Annotated in this window: 15 protein-coding genes and 1 tRNA gene; 7 read left to right on the plus strand and 9 right to left on the minus strand. The window is 62.8% G+C overall.

What is annotated here, in order from left to right:
- Positions 1–127 precede the first annotated feature (127 nt).
- Positions 128–1,066: an AEC family transporter gene (locus CIT31_RS22375; protein WP_095520412.1), complete on the plus strand. Its 939-nt coding sequence runs from the start codon at positions 128–130 to the stop codon at positions 1,064–1,066.
- Here the strand turns inward: CIT31_RS22375 and CIT31_RS22380 are convergent.
- Positions 1,048–2,676, minus strand: a complete 1,629-nt coding sequence (locus CIT31_RS22380; protein WP_095520413.1) for a DNA alkylation response protein — start codon at positions 2,674–2,676, stop codon at positions 1,048–1,050. The genes CIT31_RS22375 and CIT31_RS22380 overlap by 19 nt on opposite strands.
- Before the next feature lie 158 nt (positions 2,677–2,834).
- Between CIT31_RS22380 and CIT31_RS22385 the strand changes: the two genes are divergently transcribed.
- From CIT31_RS22385 to CIT31_RS22405, 5 genes are all read left to right on the plus strand, one after another.
- Positions 2,835–3,797 carry an aspartate carbamoyltransferase catalytic subunit gene (locus CIT31_RS22385; protein WP_095520414.1) on the plus strand — a complete coding sequence of 321 codons (963 nt, stop codon included), beginning with the start codon at positions 2,835–2,837 and terminating at the stop codon, positions 3,795–3,797.
- The gene (locus CIT31_RS22390) at positions 3,794–5,080 is read left to right on the plus strand and encodes a dihydroorotase (protein WP_095520415.1); all 1,287 of its coding nucleotides are present in this window, start codon (positions 3,794–3,796) and stop codon (positions 5,078–5,080) included. The genes CIT31_RS22385 and CIT31_RS22390 overlap by 4 nt, the downstream gene beginning before the upstream one ends.
- Positions 5,081–5,200: 120 nt before the next feature.
- Positions 5,201–5,788, plus strand: a complete 588-nt coding sequence (plsY, locus tag CIT31_RS22395; protein WP_065009561.1) for a glycerol-3-phosphate 1-O-acyltransferase PlsY — start codon at positions 5,201–5,203, stop codon at positions 5,786–5,788.
- Positions 5,785–6,909 (plus strand): DNA-processing protein DprA, encoded by a 1,125-nt coding sequence (dprA, locus tag CIT31_RS22400; RefSeq protein ID WP_095520416.1) that lies wholly within the window; start codon positions 5,785–5,787, stop codon positions 6,907–6,909. Before plsY ends, dprA begins: the two co-directional genes overlap by 4 nt.
- Positions 6,910–7,179: 270 nt before the next feature.
- Positions 7,180–8,367 (plus strand): integrase core domain-containing protein, encoded by a 1,188-nt coding sequence (locus tag CIT31_RS22405; protein WP_425350635.1) that lies wholly within the window; start codon positions 7,180–7,182, stop codon positions 8,365–8,367.
- A gap of 37 nt (positions 8,368–8,404) precedes the next feature.
- On the opposite strand, the gene CIT31_RS22410 is transcribed toward CIT31_RS22405, so the two are convergent.
- A tRNA-Lys gene (locus tag CIT31_RS22410) sits at positions 8,405–8,480 on the minus strand.
- A gap of 263 nt (positions 8,481–8,743) precedes the next feature.
- Here CIT31_RS22410 and CIT31_RS22415 point away from each other — a divergent pair.
- A complete protein-coding gene (locus CIT31_RS22415; RefSeq protein WP_065009644.1) occupies positions 8,744–9,298 on the plus strand; it encodes a BA14K family protein in 555 nt (184 codons plus the stop codon).
- 77 nt (positions 9,299–9,375) lie between these two features.
- On the opposite strand, the gene glpK is transcribed toward CIT31_RS22415, so the two are convergent.
- The 7 genes from glpK to CIT31_RS22450 all read right to left on the minus strand — a co-directional run bounded on the left by glpK (position 9,376) and on the right by CIT31_RS22450 (position 17,079).
- The gene (gene glpK, locus CIT31_RS22420; protein WP_095520417.1) at positions 9,376–10,869 is read right to left on the minus strand and encodes a glycerol kinase GlpK; all 1,494 of its coding nucleotides are present in this window, start codon (positions 10,867–10,869) and stop codon (positions 9,376–9,378) included.
- A 102-nt stretch (positions 10,870–10,971) separates the two neighbouring features.
- Entirely contained in the window at positions 10,972–12,696 is a 1,725-nt protein-coding gene (locus tag CIT31_RS22425) for an ABC transporter substrate-binding protein (RefSeq protein WP_095520418.1), read from the minus strand.
- 77 nt (positions 12,697–12,773) lie between these two features.
- On the minus strand, positions 12,774–13,055 hold the full coding sequence (locus CIT31_RS22430; protein ID WP_065009557.1) for a DUF2160 domain-containing protein: 282 nt from the start codon (positions 13,053–13,055) through the stop codon (positions 12,774–12,776).
- Between the two features lie 66 nt (positions 13,056–13,121).
- On the minus strand, positions 13,122–14,000 hold the full coding sequence (locus CIT31_RS22435; protein ID WP_425350640.1) for a carbohydrate ABC transporter permease: 879 nt from the start codon (positions 13,998–14,000) through the stop codon (positions 13,122–13,124).
- A 43-nt stretch (positions 14,001–14,043) separates the two neighbouring features.
- Entirely contained in the window at positions 14,044–14,910 is an 867-nt protein-coding gene (locus CIT31_RS22440) for a carbohydrate ABC transporter permease (RefSeq protein WP_095520419.1), read from the minus strand.
- Positions 14,911–14,912: 2 nt separating this feature from the next.
- The gene (locus CIT31_RS22445; protein WP_095520420.1) at positions 14,913–15,983 is read right to left on the minus strand and encodes an ABC transporter ATP-binding protein; all 1,071 of its coding nucleotides are present in this window, start codon (positions 15,981–15,983) and stop codon (positions 14,913–14,915) included.
- A 13-nt stretch (positions 15,984–15,996) separates the two neighbouring features.
- Positions 15,997–17,079 (minus strand): ABC transporter ATP-binding protein, encoded by a 1,083-nt coding sequence (locus tag CIT31_RS22450; protein ID WP_095520554.1) that lies wholly within the window; start codon positions 17,077–17,079, stop codon positions 15,997–15,999.
- Positions 17,080–17,086: the final 7 nt, after the last annotated feature.

Consider the following 17,086-nt stretch of genomic DNA (forward strand, 5'->3'; position numbering starts at 1 on the left):
CCCGCCACCGCAATGGAAACCATTTATTAAGGTTAACGGGCGTCCGCAGGAGCACGACAGCGCCGGTCGTGGCGCTTTACATGCCGGCAATGCCTGCTATGGCACAGTCTCCCTCCGAGACGCTTCCATGCAAGCCACGTTCGAAAGCATCCTGCCGATCTTCCTGCTTCTCCTGTGCGGGAATATTCTTCGGCGCGTCGACGTGATCGATCCGGCCGGCTGGCACGGCATCGACCAGTTGGGCTACTGGTTCTTCTATCCGACACTGATTCTCGTGACGATCGTAAACGCCGATTTCACCGGCCTGCAGCTGGATGCCATGATGCTGGCGCTGGCAATCACCGTGCCGCTGATGTTTGTGTTCGTGCTGTCATTGTGGCCGTTTCTGCGCAAGGCCGGTCTTGCCGGAGCGGCCGAATTCTCGTCGATTTTCCAAACGTCGATCCGCTGGAACGGTTTCATGGCGCTGGCCATTGCCCAGAAACTGTTTCCGCCCGCCGGCATGGCTGTCGTCGCGCTGGTGATGGCGATCATCATCCTGCCGATCAATCTTGTGACGGTTTTCGTGGTTACACGCTTCGCCGACAGGACGGCCAACTGGCCGACGCTGATCCGCCGCATGGCGACCAATCCAATGGTGATCGCGGCTGCCGGCGGTCTTCTGCTGCGCGCGCTGCCCTTCGAACTTTTTGCGCCGGTCAACAAGACGCTTCAGCTGATCGGCCAGGCCGCGCTTGGGCTTGGCCTCGTCGGCATTGGTGCGGGCCTGAGGCTCGACAGCCTGGTCAAGCCCAGGATCGCTATCCTCGTCCCGGTTGCGGTCAAGCTGGTGGTGTTTCCGGCGCTGCTGCTGGCCATTTCGCTCCTGCTTGGCGTCACCGGCGAGGAATTGCTGTTTCTCATCCTGTGCGGCGCCGTGCCGACCGCCATGAACGGTTATGTGCTGGCCAAGCAGATGGGCGGCGACGCCGAGCTTTACGCTACGGTTACGACGCTGCAGACGCTTGCTTCCTTCGCGACCATCCCGGTTGTACTGCTGTTGGCGGCTCAGTTCGTCGGCGGATAGAGCGTGTCGATGATCATGCGCGCGTCATGGCGCGAATCGAGCATGCCATAGGTGTTGCGCCACTGGCCGGCGAGGCGCGTCTCGACGAAGGCGTCGGCGATCCGCCCTGCCCCCAGCCTGCGAAGCTCCGCCGCAGCCGCCGACAGCGCCAGTTGCTCGGTGAGCAGGCGGGCCGAGCCCTCGTCGGTTGCCGCGACCTGCATTGCCGCCTTGAGTACACCGACGGTGCCGCGTCCGCCGGCGCCGAGATCGCGATCGATGCCGGCCAGCACCTCCTCGAACAGGCCGGGTGCACGCCCCAGCACGCGCAGCACGTCGAGCGCCATGACGTTGCCGGATCCCTCCCAGATCGCGTTGACCGGAGCTTCGCGATAGTAGCGGGCGAGCGGCGCCTCCTCGACATAGCCATTGCCGCCGAGGCACTCCATCGCTTCGTAGAGCAGCGATGGTGCGATCTTGCAGACCCAGTACTTTACGACCGGCGTCATGGCGCGAGCGAAGGCCGCCTCGCCGCGGTCGCCGGCCGCTTCGTCGAAGGAGCGCGCAAGCCGAAACGACAGCGCGGTGGCCGCGGCGACGTCGAGCGCCATGTCGGCCAGCACGCGCTGCATCAGCGGCTGCTCGATCAGATTGGTTCCAAACACCTGGCGGTGACGGGTGTGGTGGACGGCCTCGGCCAGGCCGGCACGCATGATCGCCGAAGAGGCGATCGCGCAGTCGAGCCGGGTCAGCGTCACCATGTCCATGATCGTTTTCACGCCCGCCCCGGGCTCGCCGACCATCTCGCCGATGGCGTCGACGAACTCCACTTCGGACGAGGCGTTGGAGCGGTTGCCGAGCTTGTCCTTCAGCCGCTGGAAGCGGAAGCCGTTGCCCGAACCATCGCCGAGAATGCGGGGAACGAGAAAGCACGAAAGTCCTTCCGGCGCCTGTCCAAGCACCAGGAACGCATCCGACATCGGCGCTGACATGAACCATTTGTGGCCGGTCAGCCGATAGAAGCTGCTGCCGGCCCGCTCGGCCCTGGTGATGTTGGCGCGGACATCGGTGCCGCCCTGCTTCTCGGTCATGCCCATGCCGAGCGTCAGCCCGGTCTTTTCGACCGGCGGCTTTTGGCTCTGGTCGTATTTGCGTGTCGTCACCCGCGGGGCCCATTCGCGAAACAGTTTCGGGCTTGCCATCAGCGCTGCCAGCGATGCGCTGGTCATCGTGATGGGACAGAGATGCCCGGTTTCGAGCTCGGCCGTCAGGTAGAAACGCGCGGCGCGCACCTGATGACGGCGGCCGATCTCGGCATCGCCATTTTCCCAGACCGACGAATGCAGCCCGTTCCCCACCGACCGGCGCATCAGTGCGTGATAGGCTGGATGAAACTCGACCAGATCGATGCGCCGGCCCTGCCGGTCATGGGTCCTGAGCTTCGGCGTCTCGACATTGGCCAGGCGAGCCAGTTCCTGCGCCTCCTGCGTCAGCACGAAACGGCCAAGCCCATCGAGATCTTTGCGCACCGGATCGGAAAAACGCTCGGCAAGCTGGATTAGCAACGGATCGCCCCGCCAGGCGTTGCCGCCTGCCAGCGGCGGCGGCTGGTTCGTCACGTCGTCGGTCACGCACTGTCCTTATCATCACAAGGCCACGAATCCGAAGCCAGTAGCGGTTTATAGCCCAAGCCGCGCAACGCGCGCGACGAAAATACCGGGGAGAAAGACCGCAATCCAAAGCTGGTGCTTGCAGCCAAAGGTCCTCCACCCTATAGCAGCGCCTTGAGATGACCGACGCTTCGTCCCTGCCACTCTATCCTCACCGCCATCTTCTGGGCATCCGCGATCTTTCCCCCGCCGACATCGAGCTTTTGCTGGACAAGGCGGACCGGGCGGTCGCGATCTCGCGGCAGTCAGAGAAGAAGACCACGACGCTGCGCGGCCGCACCCAGATCAACCTCTTTTACGAAGCCTCGACCCGCACGCAGTCGTCGTTCGAGCTGGCCGGAAAACGGCTAGGCGCCGACGTCATGAACATGTCGGTGGCGAGCTCATCGGTGAAGAAGGGCGAGACGCTGATCGACACGGCGATGACGCTGAACGCCATGCGCCCCGACATATTGATCATCCGCCACCAGTCGGCGGGTGCCGCCGCACTGCTGGCGCAAAAGGTCGGCTGCTCGGTGATCAATGCCGGCGACGGCGCCCATGAGCACCCGACGCAGGCGCTGCTCGACGCGCTGACCATCCGCCGCGCCAGGGGCCCGCTGTCGAAGCTGATCGTGGCGATCTGTGGCGACATCCTGCATTCGCGCGTGGCGCGTTCCAACATCATGCTGCTCAACGCGCTCGGCGCCCAGGTCCGCGTCGTGGCGCCGTCGACGCTTCTGCCCGCCGGCATCGAGAAAATGGGCGTAGTTGTCACCCGTTCGATGGCCGAAGGGCTCAAGGACGCGGATGTGGTGATGATGCTGCGGCTGCAGCGCGAGCGGATGGAAGGCGCCTTCGTGCCTTCCGTGCGCGAATATTTCCATTATTTCGGGCTGGATGCCGAGAAGCTGAAATCGGCCAAGGACGGCGCTCTGGTCATGCATCCCGGCCCGATGAACCGCGGCGTCGAGATTGCCTCGGAAATCGCCGACGGGCCGCAGAGCGTCATCCAGGAACAGGTGGAGATGGGTGTTGCCGTGCGCATGGCGGTGATGGAAGCGCTGCTCGATCCCCGCCGCAACCGCGAAGTTGCCCGATGAGCACAACGGTCTTCAGCCGGGCCCGCATCATCGATCCGTCGCGCGGCATTGACCAGGTCGGCACCGTCATTGTCGAGGGCCGCAAGATCGTCGCTGCCGGCAAGTCGGCCTTGAACCAGGGCGCTCCGCAAGATGCTACCGTCATCGACTGCGCCGGCAAAGCAATCATCCCGGGCCTGATCGATGCGCGCGTCTTCATCGGCGAGCCGGGCGGCGAGCACCGCGAAACCATCGCTTCGGCCAGCTTGGCGGCGGCGGCCGGCGGCGTCACTTCCATCGTCATGATGCCCGACACCGACCCGGTGATCGACAATGTCGCGCTGGTCGAATTCGTGCTGCGCACTGCCAAGGATACGGCCATCGTCAACATCTTTCCGGCGGCGGCGATCACCAAGGGCCTCGAGGGCCGCGAGATGACCGAATTCGGCCTGCTGCGCGAAGCCGGCGCGGTTGCATTCACCGACGGGCGGCACACCATATCAAGCGCACTGGTGATGCGCCGCGCGCTGACCTATGCGCGCGATTTCGGCGGCGTGATCGCGCATGAAACCCAAGACGCCGACCTCGCCTCATCAGGCGTCATGAACGAAGGCCTCTATGCCAGCTGGCTCGGCCTCGCCGGCATTCCGCGCGAGGCCGAGTCCATTCCGCTGGAGCGTGACCTTGCGCTGGCGCGGCTGACCGGCGGCGCCTATCACGCGGCAAAGATCTCGACGGCCATGGCGGCAAACGCGGTAACGCGGGCGAAAGCCGACGGCGCGAATGTCACAGCAGGCGTGTCGATCCACAATCTGTCGCTCAACGAGAACGATGTCGGCGAATACCGCACCTTCTTCCGGCTGACGCCGCCGCTGCGCGCCGAGGAAGACCGGCTGGCGATGATCGAGGCGGTCAAGGACGGCACGATCGACATCATAGTCTCCTCGCACGACCCGCAGGACGTCGACACCAAGCGCCTGCCTTTCGCCGACGCCGCGGCCGGCGCCATCGGGCTGGAAACGCTGCTGGGTGCGGCGCTGCGGCTTTATCACAATGGCGACGTGACGCTGCTTAGATTGATCGAGACCTTGTCCACCGCGCCGGCAAGACTGCTTGGCCTGCCCGGCGGCACGCTGAAGCCAGGCGCGATCGCCGATCTTGCGCTGGTCGATCTCGACGAGCCATGGATCGTCAGCGAAAGCGGTATCCGTTCGCGCTCGAAAAACACCTGTTTCGAAGGCGCGCGGCTGCAGGGCAAGGTCTTGCAAACGATGATGGCGGGCCGCACAGTGTTTTCAGCCTAATGCATGTCGCGCAAAAGTGTGCAGCGGTTTTGCGATAACGACATGCATAAAACAGTAACCTAAAGCGCGTCGCTGAGGCGGGTCAAACGCGACGCGCTTTAGGGCATATCTGGGGGAACAATGGCTTACGGCATCGTCTTGGCGCTGGTGTTCGGCTATCTGCTCGGCTCGATCCCGTTCGGGCTCCTGATCACCCGTGCCGCCGGTCTTGGCGACGTCCGCAATATCGGCTCCGGCAATATCGGCGCCACCAATGTGCTGCGCACCGGCAACAAGGGCCTGGCCGCCGCCACGCTGCTGCTCGACGCGCTGAAAGGCACGGCGGCCGTGCTGATCGCCGGTCGCTTTGCACCGGAGCTCGGGCCCTGGGCCGGCCTCGGCGCCTTTTTCGGCCATCTGTTTCCGGTCTGGCTCGGTTTCAAGGGCGGCAAGGGGGTCGCCACCTATCTCGGCGTGCTGATTGCATTGGCCTGGCAGGTGGCACTGATCTTCGCCGTCGTCTGGCTGGCCGTCGCTTTCTTGTTCCGCTATTCCTCGCTGGCGGCGCTGACGGCAGCAGTCGTCGTGCCGATCGCGCTCTATGTCCTCAGCACGCCTGAGATTGCCGGGCTGTTCGCGCTGATGAGCCTGATCGTCATCATAAAACACCGCGCCAACATCACGCGGCTGCTGGCCGGCACCGAGGGCAAGATCGGAGCCAGGGAGTGAGCCAGCGCGCCGCCGGGCCGCGGCTCAGCGACCGGCAGCGGTTGAGCTGGCTTCGTTTGATCCGCACGCCGAATGTCGGCCCGGCCACCTTTCGCGACCTGATCAACCGTTTCGGCTCGGCCGAGACGGCGCTCGAGATGCTGCCCGAGCTGATGATTTCGGGAGGCGCCAGAAAGATCGTCCGCATCCCGTCGATTGCGGAGGCCGAGGCGGAAGTGGAGACAGCCCGGTGCGCCGGCGCCCGCTTCGTCGGCATCGGCGAAGCCGACTATCCACCGCTGATGAAAAGCATGGACCATCCGCCGCCGCTGCTCGCGGTCAAAGGCGAAGGCGCGGTGTTTCGGCTACCGGCAGTCGCCATCGTCGGCGCCCGCAACGCCTCGCTGGCCGGCATCAAGATGGCGCGAACGCTCGCCGCCGAACTCGGCCGCGACGGCTACGGCATCGTCTCCGGTCTGGCGCGCGGCATCGACACGGCAGCACATCAGGGCAGCCTTGCGACCGGCACGATCGGCGTGCTGGCCGGCGGCCTCGACCTGCCCTACCCGCCCGAGAATGCCGAACTCTGTAACGAGATTGCCGAGCGCGGCGGCGCCATCATTTCAGAGATGCCGTTTGGATGGCAGCCACGCGCCCAGGATTTTCCGCGCCGCAACCGCCTCGTCGCGGGTGCTGCATTGGGGCTGGTCGTGGTCGAGGCGGCGCAACGCTCCGGCTCGCTGATCAGCGCCAGGCTTGCCGGCGAGATGGGCCGGCTGGTCTTCGCCGTCCCCGGCTCGCCGCTCGATCCGCGCGCCGCCGGCACCAACGCCTTGCTCAAGGACGGCGCCACCCTGGTCACCGAAGCATCGGAAATTACCGGTGCGATCGCGCCGCTGGTCGGCGCACTGGCGCCAAGGACGCCGCCACTTGGAGAGCCGCCCGACTTTTCGGCAACACCGCCACCCGGCGAAGACGACCGCGCCCGCGTCATCGAAGCGCTTGGCCCAACGCCGGTGGCGGTCGACGAAATCATCCGCCACACCGGCCTGCATCCCGCCCAGGTTTTCATGGTGCTGCTGGAACTCGACCTCGCCGGCCGGCTGGAGCGCCACGCCGGCGGGAATGTCTCGGTGGTGTAATCGGGGCGATTCTTGAAGAACCTGGCTCGACGCCGCTAGAAAACCCAAGGCGTCATAAAGCACCTCGCTTTAGACGGGGAACAGGAAGCGAACGGCTCGTGCGGCTTTTTGCAGTCGCACGGGTCGCAACAGTCGCACAGGTTCCGGCTCTGCTCCAGCAGCCAAAACGCTAACATATTGGTGTCCCACGTGTGCCCTTCCCGAGAGATGGGTGACAGTTCATTCCGGAGACATGGGTTACACTTTCGGCCCTTTGCAAGGAGAGCAAGGGTGCCTTGGAAGGAGTGTAGCCAAATGGATGAGCGGCTGAAGTTCGTCGCGCGGGTTCTGGATGGAGAGAAGATGGCGGTGCTGTGCCGGGATTTCGGCATCTCGCGCAAGACCGGCTATAAGATCCTCAAGCGCTACAATGACAGCGGGCTGGAAGGGCTGACGGATCGCTCGCGCCGACCTTACCGGCACGCCAATCAGCTTCCTTTCCAAATCGAGAAGCTGATTGTGCGTGCCAAGCAGGACAAGCCCAGCTGGGGAGCGCCGAAGATCAGGGAGCGGCTAGCCCGGCCCTACCCGGACGTCCACACCCCAGCGATCTCAACGGTGCATGCAGTTCTGGACCGCCACGGCCTGGTCAAGCGCCGCAAGCGACGACGCAACCGAGCGCAGGGAACGGCGCTCTCCCATACCTGCCGGCCCAACGATCTGTGGTGTGCCGACTACAAGGGCGAGTTCATGCTTGCCGATCGGCGCTATTGCTATCCGCTGACGATCAGCGACTTCGCCAGTCGCTATCTCCTGGCCTGCGAGGCGCTCCACACGACCAAGGAGGCCTATGCCTTCACCGTGTTCGAGAACGCTTTCAAGGAGTTCGGCCTGCCCGGGGCGATCAGAACGGATAACGGTGTGCCCTTCGCAAGCCCCAATGCTCTCTTCAATCTTTCCAGGCTGTCGGTCTGGTGGCTCAGGCTCGGCATCGCCATCGAGCGTATCAAACCGGGCAACCCGCAACAGAACGGCCGCCATGAACGCATGCATCTGACGCTGAAGCTGGAGACCACCAAACCGGCCGGCGCTAACTTCCTGCAGCAGCAGGCCAAGTTCGATGACTTCATCGACGGCTTCAACAATGAGCGGCCGCACCAAGCGCTCGGCATGGACTGTCCGGCACAGCACTACGCGCCGTCTCCGCACACCTACACTGGCCTGCCTGACCTCGATTATCCGTTCCACGACAAGGCCGTCACCGTCACCACCTGCGGGCGCATCTGCTACAATCGCAAAAAGATCAACCTCAGCCAGGTCTTCGCCGGCCAGACCGTCGGCATCAAACAGGTCGAGGACCATATCTGGCTGGTCAGCTTCGTGGACTATGATCTGGGATATTTCGACGATGAGACATGCAGGCTCGAACCACTCCAAAACCCTTTCGGGCCAAAAGTGTTACCCATGTCTCCGGTATAAACCGTAACCTATGTGTCCAGAATGGACCGTGAAAAAATGGTGAGCGCGCAGGGATTCGAACCCTGGACCTACTGATTAAAAGTCAGTTGCTCTACCGGCTGAGCTACGCGCTCCCGCGGGCTCAGAATGCCGCCCTCGAAATTGCGCGGAACATAGGGAGAGTGCCGCGACCGGTCAACCGGAAAAAGAGGGCTTGCAAGCCGGGCTTTTCGCGGTCTCCTGACGCCTCGCAAACCGTGTCGACAAGATCGGCGTGGCTGTCTCGCACGAAAGCCGAGATGCATTACAAATCAGCAGCTTGCTATTTCTCGCGGAACAATTGCGCAACCTGCCCGTTTTTATCGGCACAAGGGACGACGCGTTCAAGGAGAAGACCATGAACAGGATCATGTCGGGCTTGCTGGCGACCGCGCTGTCAGCGTCATTCGCTGTAGCAGAGATCGTGCCCGTCAACGCCCAGCCCATCTACGTGCCGCTAGGCCAGAATGTCTCGTCGGATGTCCAGACCGTCGACCACAGGCGTTGGAGGCGTTTCGACGGCGATCGCGATTTTTCACGCCGCGATTTCCGTCGCGACTTCCGCCGCGGCGACTTCCGCCGTGATTTCCGTCGCGATTTTGCCCGTCGCGATTTTTCCCGCCGCGATTTTCGTCGTTTCGCCGGTGACGATTTCAGGTATTGGCGCGGCTATCGCGGCTATCGCTATTATCGCCCCGGCTATCGTCGCTACAACGACTACTGGTTCCCGCTGGCGGCCTTCGCCACCGGCGCCCTGATCACCGGCGCGATCATCAACAACCAGTACCGCCCCGTCTATCGAGGCGGTTCACACGTGGAGTGGTGCTACAGCCGCTACAGATCCTACCGGGCGTATGACAACACGTATCAGCCCTACTACGGCCCCCGCCGGCAGTGCATCTCGCCCTATTGATACGCCGGGCAGAGTTGAACAAAGATGGTTGAAGAGCCTGCGCCGGCACCGGCGCAGGCTCTTTTGGTGCGCGAAATCTAAATCGTGCTCAGCGTCCTGCGCACGGCGTCGCGCCAGCCGGCGAGTTTTGCGGAACGGACCGAAACATTCATATCCGGCTGAAACCGCCGTTCGAGCGCCCAGCTCTTGGCGAATTCCCTTGTCTTCGGCCAGACACCCGCCTTCGAGCCGGCCAGCCATGCCGCGCCAAGCGCCGTCGTCTCCAGGATGGTCGGACGGTCGACCGGCGCATCGAGGATGTCGGCCAGCCGCTGCAAGGTCCAGTTCGACGCCACCATCCCGCCATCGACCCTGAGAACGGTCTTCGCTGACGAGCCCTTCCAGTCCTTGCGCATCGCGTCGAGCAGGTCACGCGTCTGGAAGGCCACGGATTCCAATGCGGCACGGGCAAATTCGGCCGGGCCCGAATTCCGGGTCAGCCCGAAGATGGCGCCGCGCGCCTCGGCGTCCCAATGCGGCGCGCCAAGCCCAACGAAGGCCGGCACTAGATACACCTCTTGAGTCGGGTCGGCGCTCGCCGCCAGCACGCCGCTCTGCTCGGCCTTGCCGATCACCTTGATGCCGTCGCGCAGCCATTGCACGGCCGCACCAGCGATGAAGATCGAGCCTTCCAGCGCATAAGTGGTCTTGCCGTTCAGCCTGTAGGCAATGGTCGTCAACAACCGGTTCTTCGAGCGCACCAGATCGCTGCCGGTGTTGAGCAGCGCGAAGCAGCCGGTGCCATAGGTGGACTTCATCATGCCCGGCTCGAAACAGGCCTGGCCGATGGTCGCCGCATGCTGGTCGCCAGCCACGCCGAGGATTCTTATCTCTGCGCCGAACAGGCTTTTCTCTGTGATTCCATAGTCGTCAGCGCAATCCTTCACCTGCGGCAGCATTTTTCCCGGTATGCCGAGAATGGCCAGAAGCTCGTCGTCCCAGGCATTCTTTTCGATGTTGTAGACCAGCGTTCGCGAGGCATTGGTGGCATCGGTAGCGTGAACCTTGCCGCCGGTCAGCCGCCAGATCAGAAAGCTGTCGATAGTGCCGGCCAGCAATTCGCCCTTGGCGGCGCGTTTCCTCGCGCCCTTCACCCTGTCCAGCATCCAGGCGATCTTGGTGCCGGAGAAATAGGGATCGAGCAGCAGGCCGGTCTTTCTGGTGAACTTCTTCTCCAGCCCCTGCTTCTTCAATTTCTGGCACAGCGGCGCGGTGCGGCGGTCTTGCCAGACAATCGCGTTATGGATCGGCTTGCCGGTCGCCCTGTCCCAGATGACGACGGTCTCGCGCTGGTTGGTAATGCCGATCGCCGCGACATCCGACGCATCGCGGCCGGCGCTGTTCATCGCAGCCTTCACCGTCGCCACGACACTCGACCAGATTTCCTCCGGATCGTGCTCGACCCAGCCGGAAGCCGGATAATGCTGGGTAAATTCCTTCTGCCCGCTGCCTACGACCTTCATTTCGGGATCGAACAAGATCGCCCGGCTCGATGTCGTTCCCTGGTCAATTGCAAGGATAAAGCCACTCATTCTCACTCCCTCAGCCCCACTCCCTTGGCGCAAACAGGGGAGACGGCACGATGCCGCCTCCCCCGATTGTAGCGATGCGGGCGCGAACGCCCGGATCGATGCTCAGTTGCTCCAGCTCTTGACCAGCTCGTCGTAGTTGATGGTCTGTGCCTTGTCCTTCTCCGGCTCGATCTTCAGCTGCGGCGCGAGATTGCCTTTGGAGACGGCATCAGCGTTCCACTCTTCGAGGGTCTTTTCCTCGGCGAGCTTCGGTCCGATGTCGCCCTGCACGCCGGCGCGCTCGAGGCGCTCAAGCACCTTTTCCTGCTCGGCGCAGAGCGAGTCCATCGCCTCCTGCGGGGTTTTGGCACCCGACGAGGCGTCGCCGATCGCCTGCCACCAAAGCTGTGCCAGCTTCGGATAGTCAGGAACGTTCGTACCCGTCGGCGACCACTGGACGCGGGCCGGCGAGCGGTAGAACTCGATCAGGCCGCCGAGCTTCGGGGCGCGGTCCGTGAAGCTCTTGTGCTGGATCGTGCTCTCGCGGATCAGCGTCAGGCCGACATGGCTTTTCTTCACGTCGACTGTCTTCGAGGTGACGAACTGCGCGTAAAGCCAGGCTGCCTTGGCGCGGTCATCAGGCGTCGACTTGAGGAGCGTCCAGGAACCAACGTCCTGGTAGCCGAGCTTCATGCCGTCCTTCCAGTAGACGCCATGCGGCGACGGAGCGAAGCGCCATTTCGGCGTACCGTCCTTGTTCACGACGGGAAGGCCGTCCTTCACCATATCGGCGGTGAAGGCCGTGTACATGAACATCTGCTGGGCAATTTCGCCCTGCGCCGGCACCGGTCCGGATTCCGAGAAGGTCATGCCCTGGGCCGCGGCCGGAGCGTAGGCCTTCATCCAGTCGAGATATTTCTGGATGGCATAGACCGACGCCGGACCGTTGGTGTCGCCGCCCCGAGCCACGCAGGAGCCGACCGGCCGCGACTTCTCGTCGACCTTGATGCCCCATTCGTCGACCGGAAGACCGTTCGGCAGCCCCTTGTCGCCATTGCCGGCCATCGAAAGCCAGGCATCGGTGAAGCGCCAGCCGAGCGACGGGTCCTTCTTGCCGTAGTCCATGTGGCCGTAGACCTTCTTGCCGTCGATCTCGCGGCCGGTGAAGAATTCGGCGATGTCCTCATAGGCTGACCAGTTGACCGGCACGCCGAGGTCGTAGCCGTACTTCGCCTTGAAGTCCGCCTTGTTCTTCTCGTCGTTGAACCAGTCGTAGCGGAACCAGTAGAGGTTCGCGAACTGCTGGTCGGGCAGCTGATAAAGATCGCCGTCCGGAGCCGTCGTGAACTTGGTGCCGATGAAGTCGGCGAGATCGAGGTTCGGGTTGGTGACGTCCTTGCCCTCGTTCGCCATCCAGTCGGTCAGGCTGCGCGCCTGCTGGTAGCGCCAATGGGTGCCGATCAGGTCGGAGTCGTTGACATAGGCATCATAGACGTTTTCGCCCGACTGCATCTGCGTCTGCAGCTTCTCGACGACATCGCCTTCGCCGATCAGATCATGCGTGATCTTGATGCCGGTTATGTCGGCGAACGCCTTGGCCAGCGTCTTCGATTCGTACTCGTGCGTCGTGATGGTTTCCGAGACGACCTTGATGTCCATGCCCGCAAAGGGTTTTGCGGCATCGATGAACCACTGCATCTCGGCTTCCTGGGCAGCGCGATCGAGCGTCGACATGTCCTTGATCTCGGCGTCGAGAAACGCCTTGGCTTCGTCCATTCCGGCATAGGCGTTGCCTGCCCCGAGCAACAGGACAAGCGCAGTCGTTGATGTCAAAAATTGCCGTCTCATGTGTTTCCTCCACTGTTTCAGTTTCAAGTGCGATCGGAGCAGCCGCCGGCACGCGGCCGCTCCAACAGTTTCCCCCTCTATACGTAGCGGAACACGCCGATGGCGTAGACCACGGAGAGAGCGAGAGCCCACCACAGGTTGGGTCCGACAAGACCCAGCCAAGCGAGATGGATAAAGGCGCTGCCAAGCAGCGATAGAAAGAGACGGTCGCCGCGCGTTGTCTCGAACCGCAGCACGCCGACCCGCGGACTGCCGCCCGGCGAGACGTACTCCCAGATCGCCATGCCGCAGAGCAGCGCCAGGATCGTGATGAAAAAGATCGCCGTCGGCAACGTCCATGCCATCCAGGTGAGATTCATGTCACATCCCTCCCAGGGCAAAGCCCTTGGCGATGGTGTTGCGTATGAACTCTTGCGTTCGTTTCATCACACCCTCCCCAAGGCAAAGCCTTTGGCGATGTAGTTGCGGACGAACCAGATCACGAGCGCGCCCGGAAGGATGGTGAGCACGCCGGCTGCGGCCAGCACGCCCCAGTCGAGGCCCGAGGCCGAGACGGTGCGCGTCATGATCGCGGCGATCGGCTTGGCGGCGGTCGTGGTCAACGTCCGCGCGATCAGCAGTTCGACCCACGAGAACATGAAGCAGAAGAAGCAGGCCACGCCTACACCGCTCGCGATCAGCGGCATGAATATCCTCAGGAAGAAGCGTGGGAAGGAATAGCCGTCGATATAGGCGGTCTCGTCGATTTCCTTCGGCACGCCCGACATGAAGCCTTCAAGAATCCAGACCGCCAGCGGCACGTTGAACAGGCAGTGCGCCAGCGCCACCGCGATGTGCGTGTCGATTAGGCCGAAAGCCGAATAGAGCTGGAAGAACGGCAGCGCGAACACCGCCGGCGGCGCCATGCGGTTGGTGAGCAGCCAGAAGAACAGGTGCTTGTCGCCGAGAAAACGGTAGCGCGAGAAGGCATATGCTGCCGGAAGCGCCACGGCGACCGAAATCACCGTGTTCATAACCACATAGATGATGGAGTTGATGTAGCCCCTGTACCAGGACGGATCATTGAAAATGACCGCGTAGTTAGCAAGCGTCGGGTTTCTCGGCCAAAGCGAGAAGGCGCCGAGAATCTCCTGGTTGTTCTTGAAGCTCATGTTGACCAGCCAGTAGATCGGCAACATCAGGAAGATGATGTAGATCGTTGGCACCAGCCACCAGAACCGTGACTCCTCACCCCGCCGCCGCATCTTGCGTGCCAGCCTGGCGTTCGCCGTCTGCGCTTCCGCTGTAGCGGGGGTTTGCCGCATCAGCGTTCGTTCGTTGGCCGTGGTTTCGTCGAGGTGTGCCATTTCACCGCTCCGCGTCGTAGGCTGTCATGACGGTGTAGAACACCCAGGACAGGAGCATGATAATCAGGAAATAGACGATCGACATGGCCGCCGCCTCACCGAGGTTGAACTCTCCGATGGCCAGCTTCACCAGGTCGATCGACAAGAAAGTGGTGGTGTTGCCGGGCCCGCCGCCGGTGACGACGAACGGCTCGGTGTAGATCATGAAACTGTCCATGAAGCGCAGCAGAACCGCGATCAGCAGCACACGGTTCATCTTGGGCAACTGGATATAGCGGAAGATCGCCCAGCGCGACGCCCCGTCGATCTTCGCCGCCTGGTAATAGGCGTCGGGGATCGAGACCAACCCTGCGTAGCAGAGCAGGACCACCAGGCTCGTCCAGTGCCAGACGTCCATGACGATGACGGTGACCCAGGCGTCGAACGGGTCGTTGACGTAGTTGTAGTCGAAGCCGAGCGCCCGCAGCGAATATCCGAGTAGACCGATGTCGACGCGGCCGAACACCTGCCAGATCGTGCCGACGACGTTCCACGGGATGAGCAGCGGCAACGCCATCAGCACCAGGCAGACCGGAACGCCCCAGCCCTTCTTCGGCATGTTGAGCGCAATGAAGATGCCGAGCGGAATCTCGATGATGAGGATGATGGCCGAGAACACCAGGTTGCGGCCCATCGCTTCCCAAAAACGGTCGGAATGCAGGATTTCTTCGAACCATTCCGAGCCCGCCCAGAAGAAGACGTTGTTGCCGAAAGTGTCTTGCACCGAATAATTCACGACCGTCATCAGCGGGATGATCGCCGAGAAAGCCACCAGCAAGAGCACCGGCAGCACCATGAACCAAGCCTTGTTGTTCCAGGTCCTTTCCATGCTCAGCCTCCGATCTCGACGCGCCAGGAATCGGCATAGATGTTGATGCCGGCCGGGTCGAAAGCGATCTTCGGATCGGCGGGAATGTCCTCGTCCTCGCCGACGATCGCCGCTATGTCGCGGCCTTCGAAACTGGCGCGCACCACCTTGTGGCGGCCGATATCCTCGACCTTCCGGATTGCAACCGGCATGCCGCTAGCGCCAAGCCTGACATATTCGGGGCGGATGCCGAGCTCGATCACGCCTGAGGTTCCAGCCTTTGGCGCGCCAGGCAATTCGATTGTCTGGCTGCCGAGCCGCGCATTCCTGCCTTCGACCGCGACCGGCATGACGTTCATGCCCGGCGAGCCGATGAAATAGCCGACGAATGTGTGCTTGGGACGCTCGAACAGCTCGGCCGGAGAGCCGATCTGCACGATTTCGCCCTCATACATGACGACGACGTTTTCGGCGAAGGTGAGCGCCTCGGTCTGGTCGTGCGTGACATAGACCATGGTGAAACCGAAGCGCCTGTGCAGCTGCTTCAACTGCGAGCGCAGCACCCACTTCATGTGCGGGTCGATTACGGTCAGCGGTTCGTCGAACAGGATCGCGTTGACATCGGAGCGCACCAGCCCGCGTCCGAGCGAGATCTTCTGCTTCTGGTCGGCGGTCAGCCCCCTCGCCTTTCTCTTGGCCATATCGGCCAACCCCGTCATTTCCAGCGTTTCGCGCACCTTGCGGTCGACGTCGGGTTCTGGAACGCCGCGGTTGCGCAGCGGGAAGGCCAGATTATCGTAGACGGTCATGGTGTCGTAGATGACCGGGAACTGGAACACCTGCGCGATGTTGCGCTCCTGCGTCGACAGATTGGTCACGTCCTTGCCGTCGAACAGAAGCTCGCCATGCGAGGGGTACAACAGGCCGGAAATGATGTTGAGCAGCGTGGTCTTGCCGCAGCCCGACGGCCCCAGCAGCGCATAGGCGCCGCCATCCTCGAAGGCGTGATGCACCTCCTTCAGCGCATAGTCCTTGTCCGACTTCGGATGCGGCCCGTACGCGTGGCGGATGTGGTTGCAGTCGATGCGCGCCATGTGCCCTCCTCCCTCAAGCCGCCAGCATCTGTGGCGGCGCGGCCGAGCGGCCGTTCGCGTCGAACACCATGATGTGCCGCGGGTCGATGAACACCTCGATGGTCTGGTCCGGTTCGAACACCAGGATGCCGTGCTCCAGCATCACCCAGCGGACGTCGGCGAAATCGAGATGCACAAAGCTTTCAGAACCGGTGATTTCGGTGACCGACACCTTGGCTCTCACCGGAACCGCCGACGGGCTCGGCCGAGCAAGAGAGAGATGGTGAGGCTGGAAGCCGATCGTGTAGCTCGTATCGGCAATACCGGCGAGTTCAGCCGGCACCGGAAGCTTCACCCCACCATCAAGAAGGAAGCTCGAACCGCTCTTCTTCAGCACGATCGTGTTGAGCGGCGGATCGGCGAATGTCTTGGCCGTGACGAGGTCGTTCGGCCTGCGGAAGACGTCGATCGTCGGGCCGAACTGAGTGATCCCGCCTTCGGAAAGCGTCGCCGTGTTGCCGCCGAGCAGCAAGGCTTCGTGCGGCTCCGTAGTGGCGTAGACGAAAATGGTGCCGGTCGCCGCGAAGATTTTCGGCAATTCAGCGCGCAGCTCCTCGCGCAGCTTGTAGTCGAGGTTGGCGAGCGGCTCATCGAGCAGCACGAGGCTGGCGTTCTTGACGATGGCGCGCGCCAGCGCGGTGCGCTGCTGCTGGCCACCGGAGAGGCTGAGCGGCGTGCGGTCGAGATAGGGCGTCAGCTTGAGAAGGGCTGCCGCACTGCGCACCTCCTTGTCGATCTTTGCCCGCTCGGTCCCGGCCACCCTCAGCGGCGAGGCGATGTTCTCGTAGACGGTCATCGCCGGATAATTGATGAACTGCTGGTAGACCATGGCGACGTTGCGCTTCTGCACCGGGATGCCGGTGACATCCTTGCCATCGAACCAGACCGAGCCGGATGTCGGCACATCAAGGCCGGCCATCAGCCGCATCAGGCTGGTCTTGCCGGAAAGCGTCGGCCCGAGAAGGACATTGAGCGAGCCGTGCTGAAGCGTCAGCGACACGTCGCGTATATGCTCCGTCGCCCCGACCGTCTTCGTCACGTTTCTCAGTTCCAGCATGATGCCT

Origin of the sequence: Mesorhizobium wenxiniae, from assembly GCF_002284535.1 — a bacterium.
GTDB classification, from domain to species: Bacteria; Pseudomonadota; Alphaproteobacteria; order Rhizobiales; family Rhizobiaceae; genus Mesorhizobium; species Mesorhizobium wenxiniae.

Bases quoted from the DNA above. Each gene is read 5' to 3' on its own strand.
- CIT31_RS22445 (WP_095520420.1), bottom strand. From the start codon at position 15,983: ATGGCGCGCATCGACTGCAACCACATCCGCCACGCGTACGGGCCGCAT.
- CIT31_RS22415 (WP_065009644.1), top strand. From the start codon at position 8,744: ATGAACAGGATCATGTCGGGCTTGCTGGCGACCGCGCTGTCAGCGTCA.
- CIT31_RS22385 (WP_095520414.1), top strand. From the start codon at position 2,835: ATGACCGACGCTTCGTCCCTGCCACTCTATCCTCACCGCCATCTTCTG.
- CIT31_RS22375 (WP_095520412.1), top strand. From the start codon at position 128: ATGCAAGCCACGTTCGAAAGCATCCTGCCGATCTTCCTGCTTCTCCTG.
- CIT31_RS22435 (WP_425350640.1), bottom strand. From the start codon at position 14,000: ATGCGGCAAACCCCCGCTACAGCGGAAGCGCAGACGGCGAACGCCAGG.
- CIT31_RS22430 (WP_065009557.1), bottom strand. From the start codon at position 13,055: ATGAATCTCACCTGGATGGCATGGACGTTGCCGACGGCGATCTTTTTC.
- CIT31_RS22450 (WP_095520554.1), bottom strand. From the start codon at position 17,079: ATGCTGGAACTGAGAAACGTGACGAAGACGGTCGGGGCGACGGAGCAT.
- glpK (WP_095520417.1), bottom strand. From the start codon at position 10,869: ATGAGTGGCTTTATCCTTGCAATTGACCAGGGAACGACATCGAGCCGG.
- CIT31_RS22440 (WP_095520419.1), bottom strand. From the start codon at position 14,910: ATGGAAAGGACCTGGAACAACAAGGCTTGGTTCATGGTGCTGCCGGTG.
- CIT31_RS22390 (WP_095520415.1), top strand. From the start codon at position 3,794: ATGAGCACAACGGTCTTCAGCCGGGCCCGCATCATCGATCCGTCGCGC.
- CIT31_RS22425 (WP_095520418.1), bottom strand. From the start codon at position 12,696: ATGAGACGGCAATTTTTGACATCAACGACTGCGCTTGTCCTGTTGCTC.
- plsY (WP_065009561.1), top strand. From the start codon at position 5,201: ATGGCTTACGGCATCGTCTTGGCGCTGGTGTTCGGCTATCTGCTCGGC.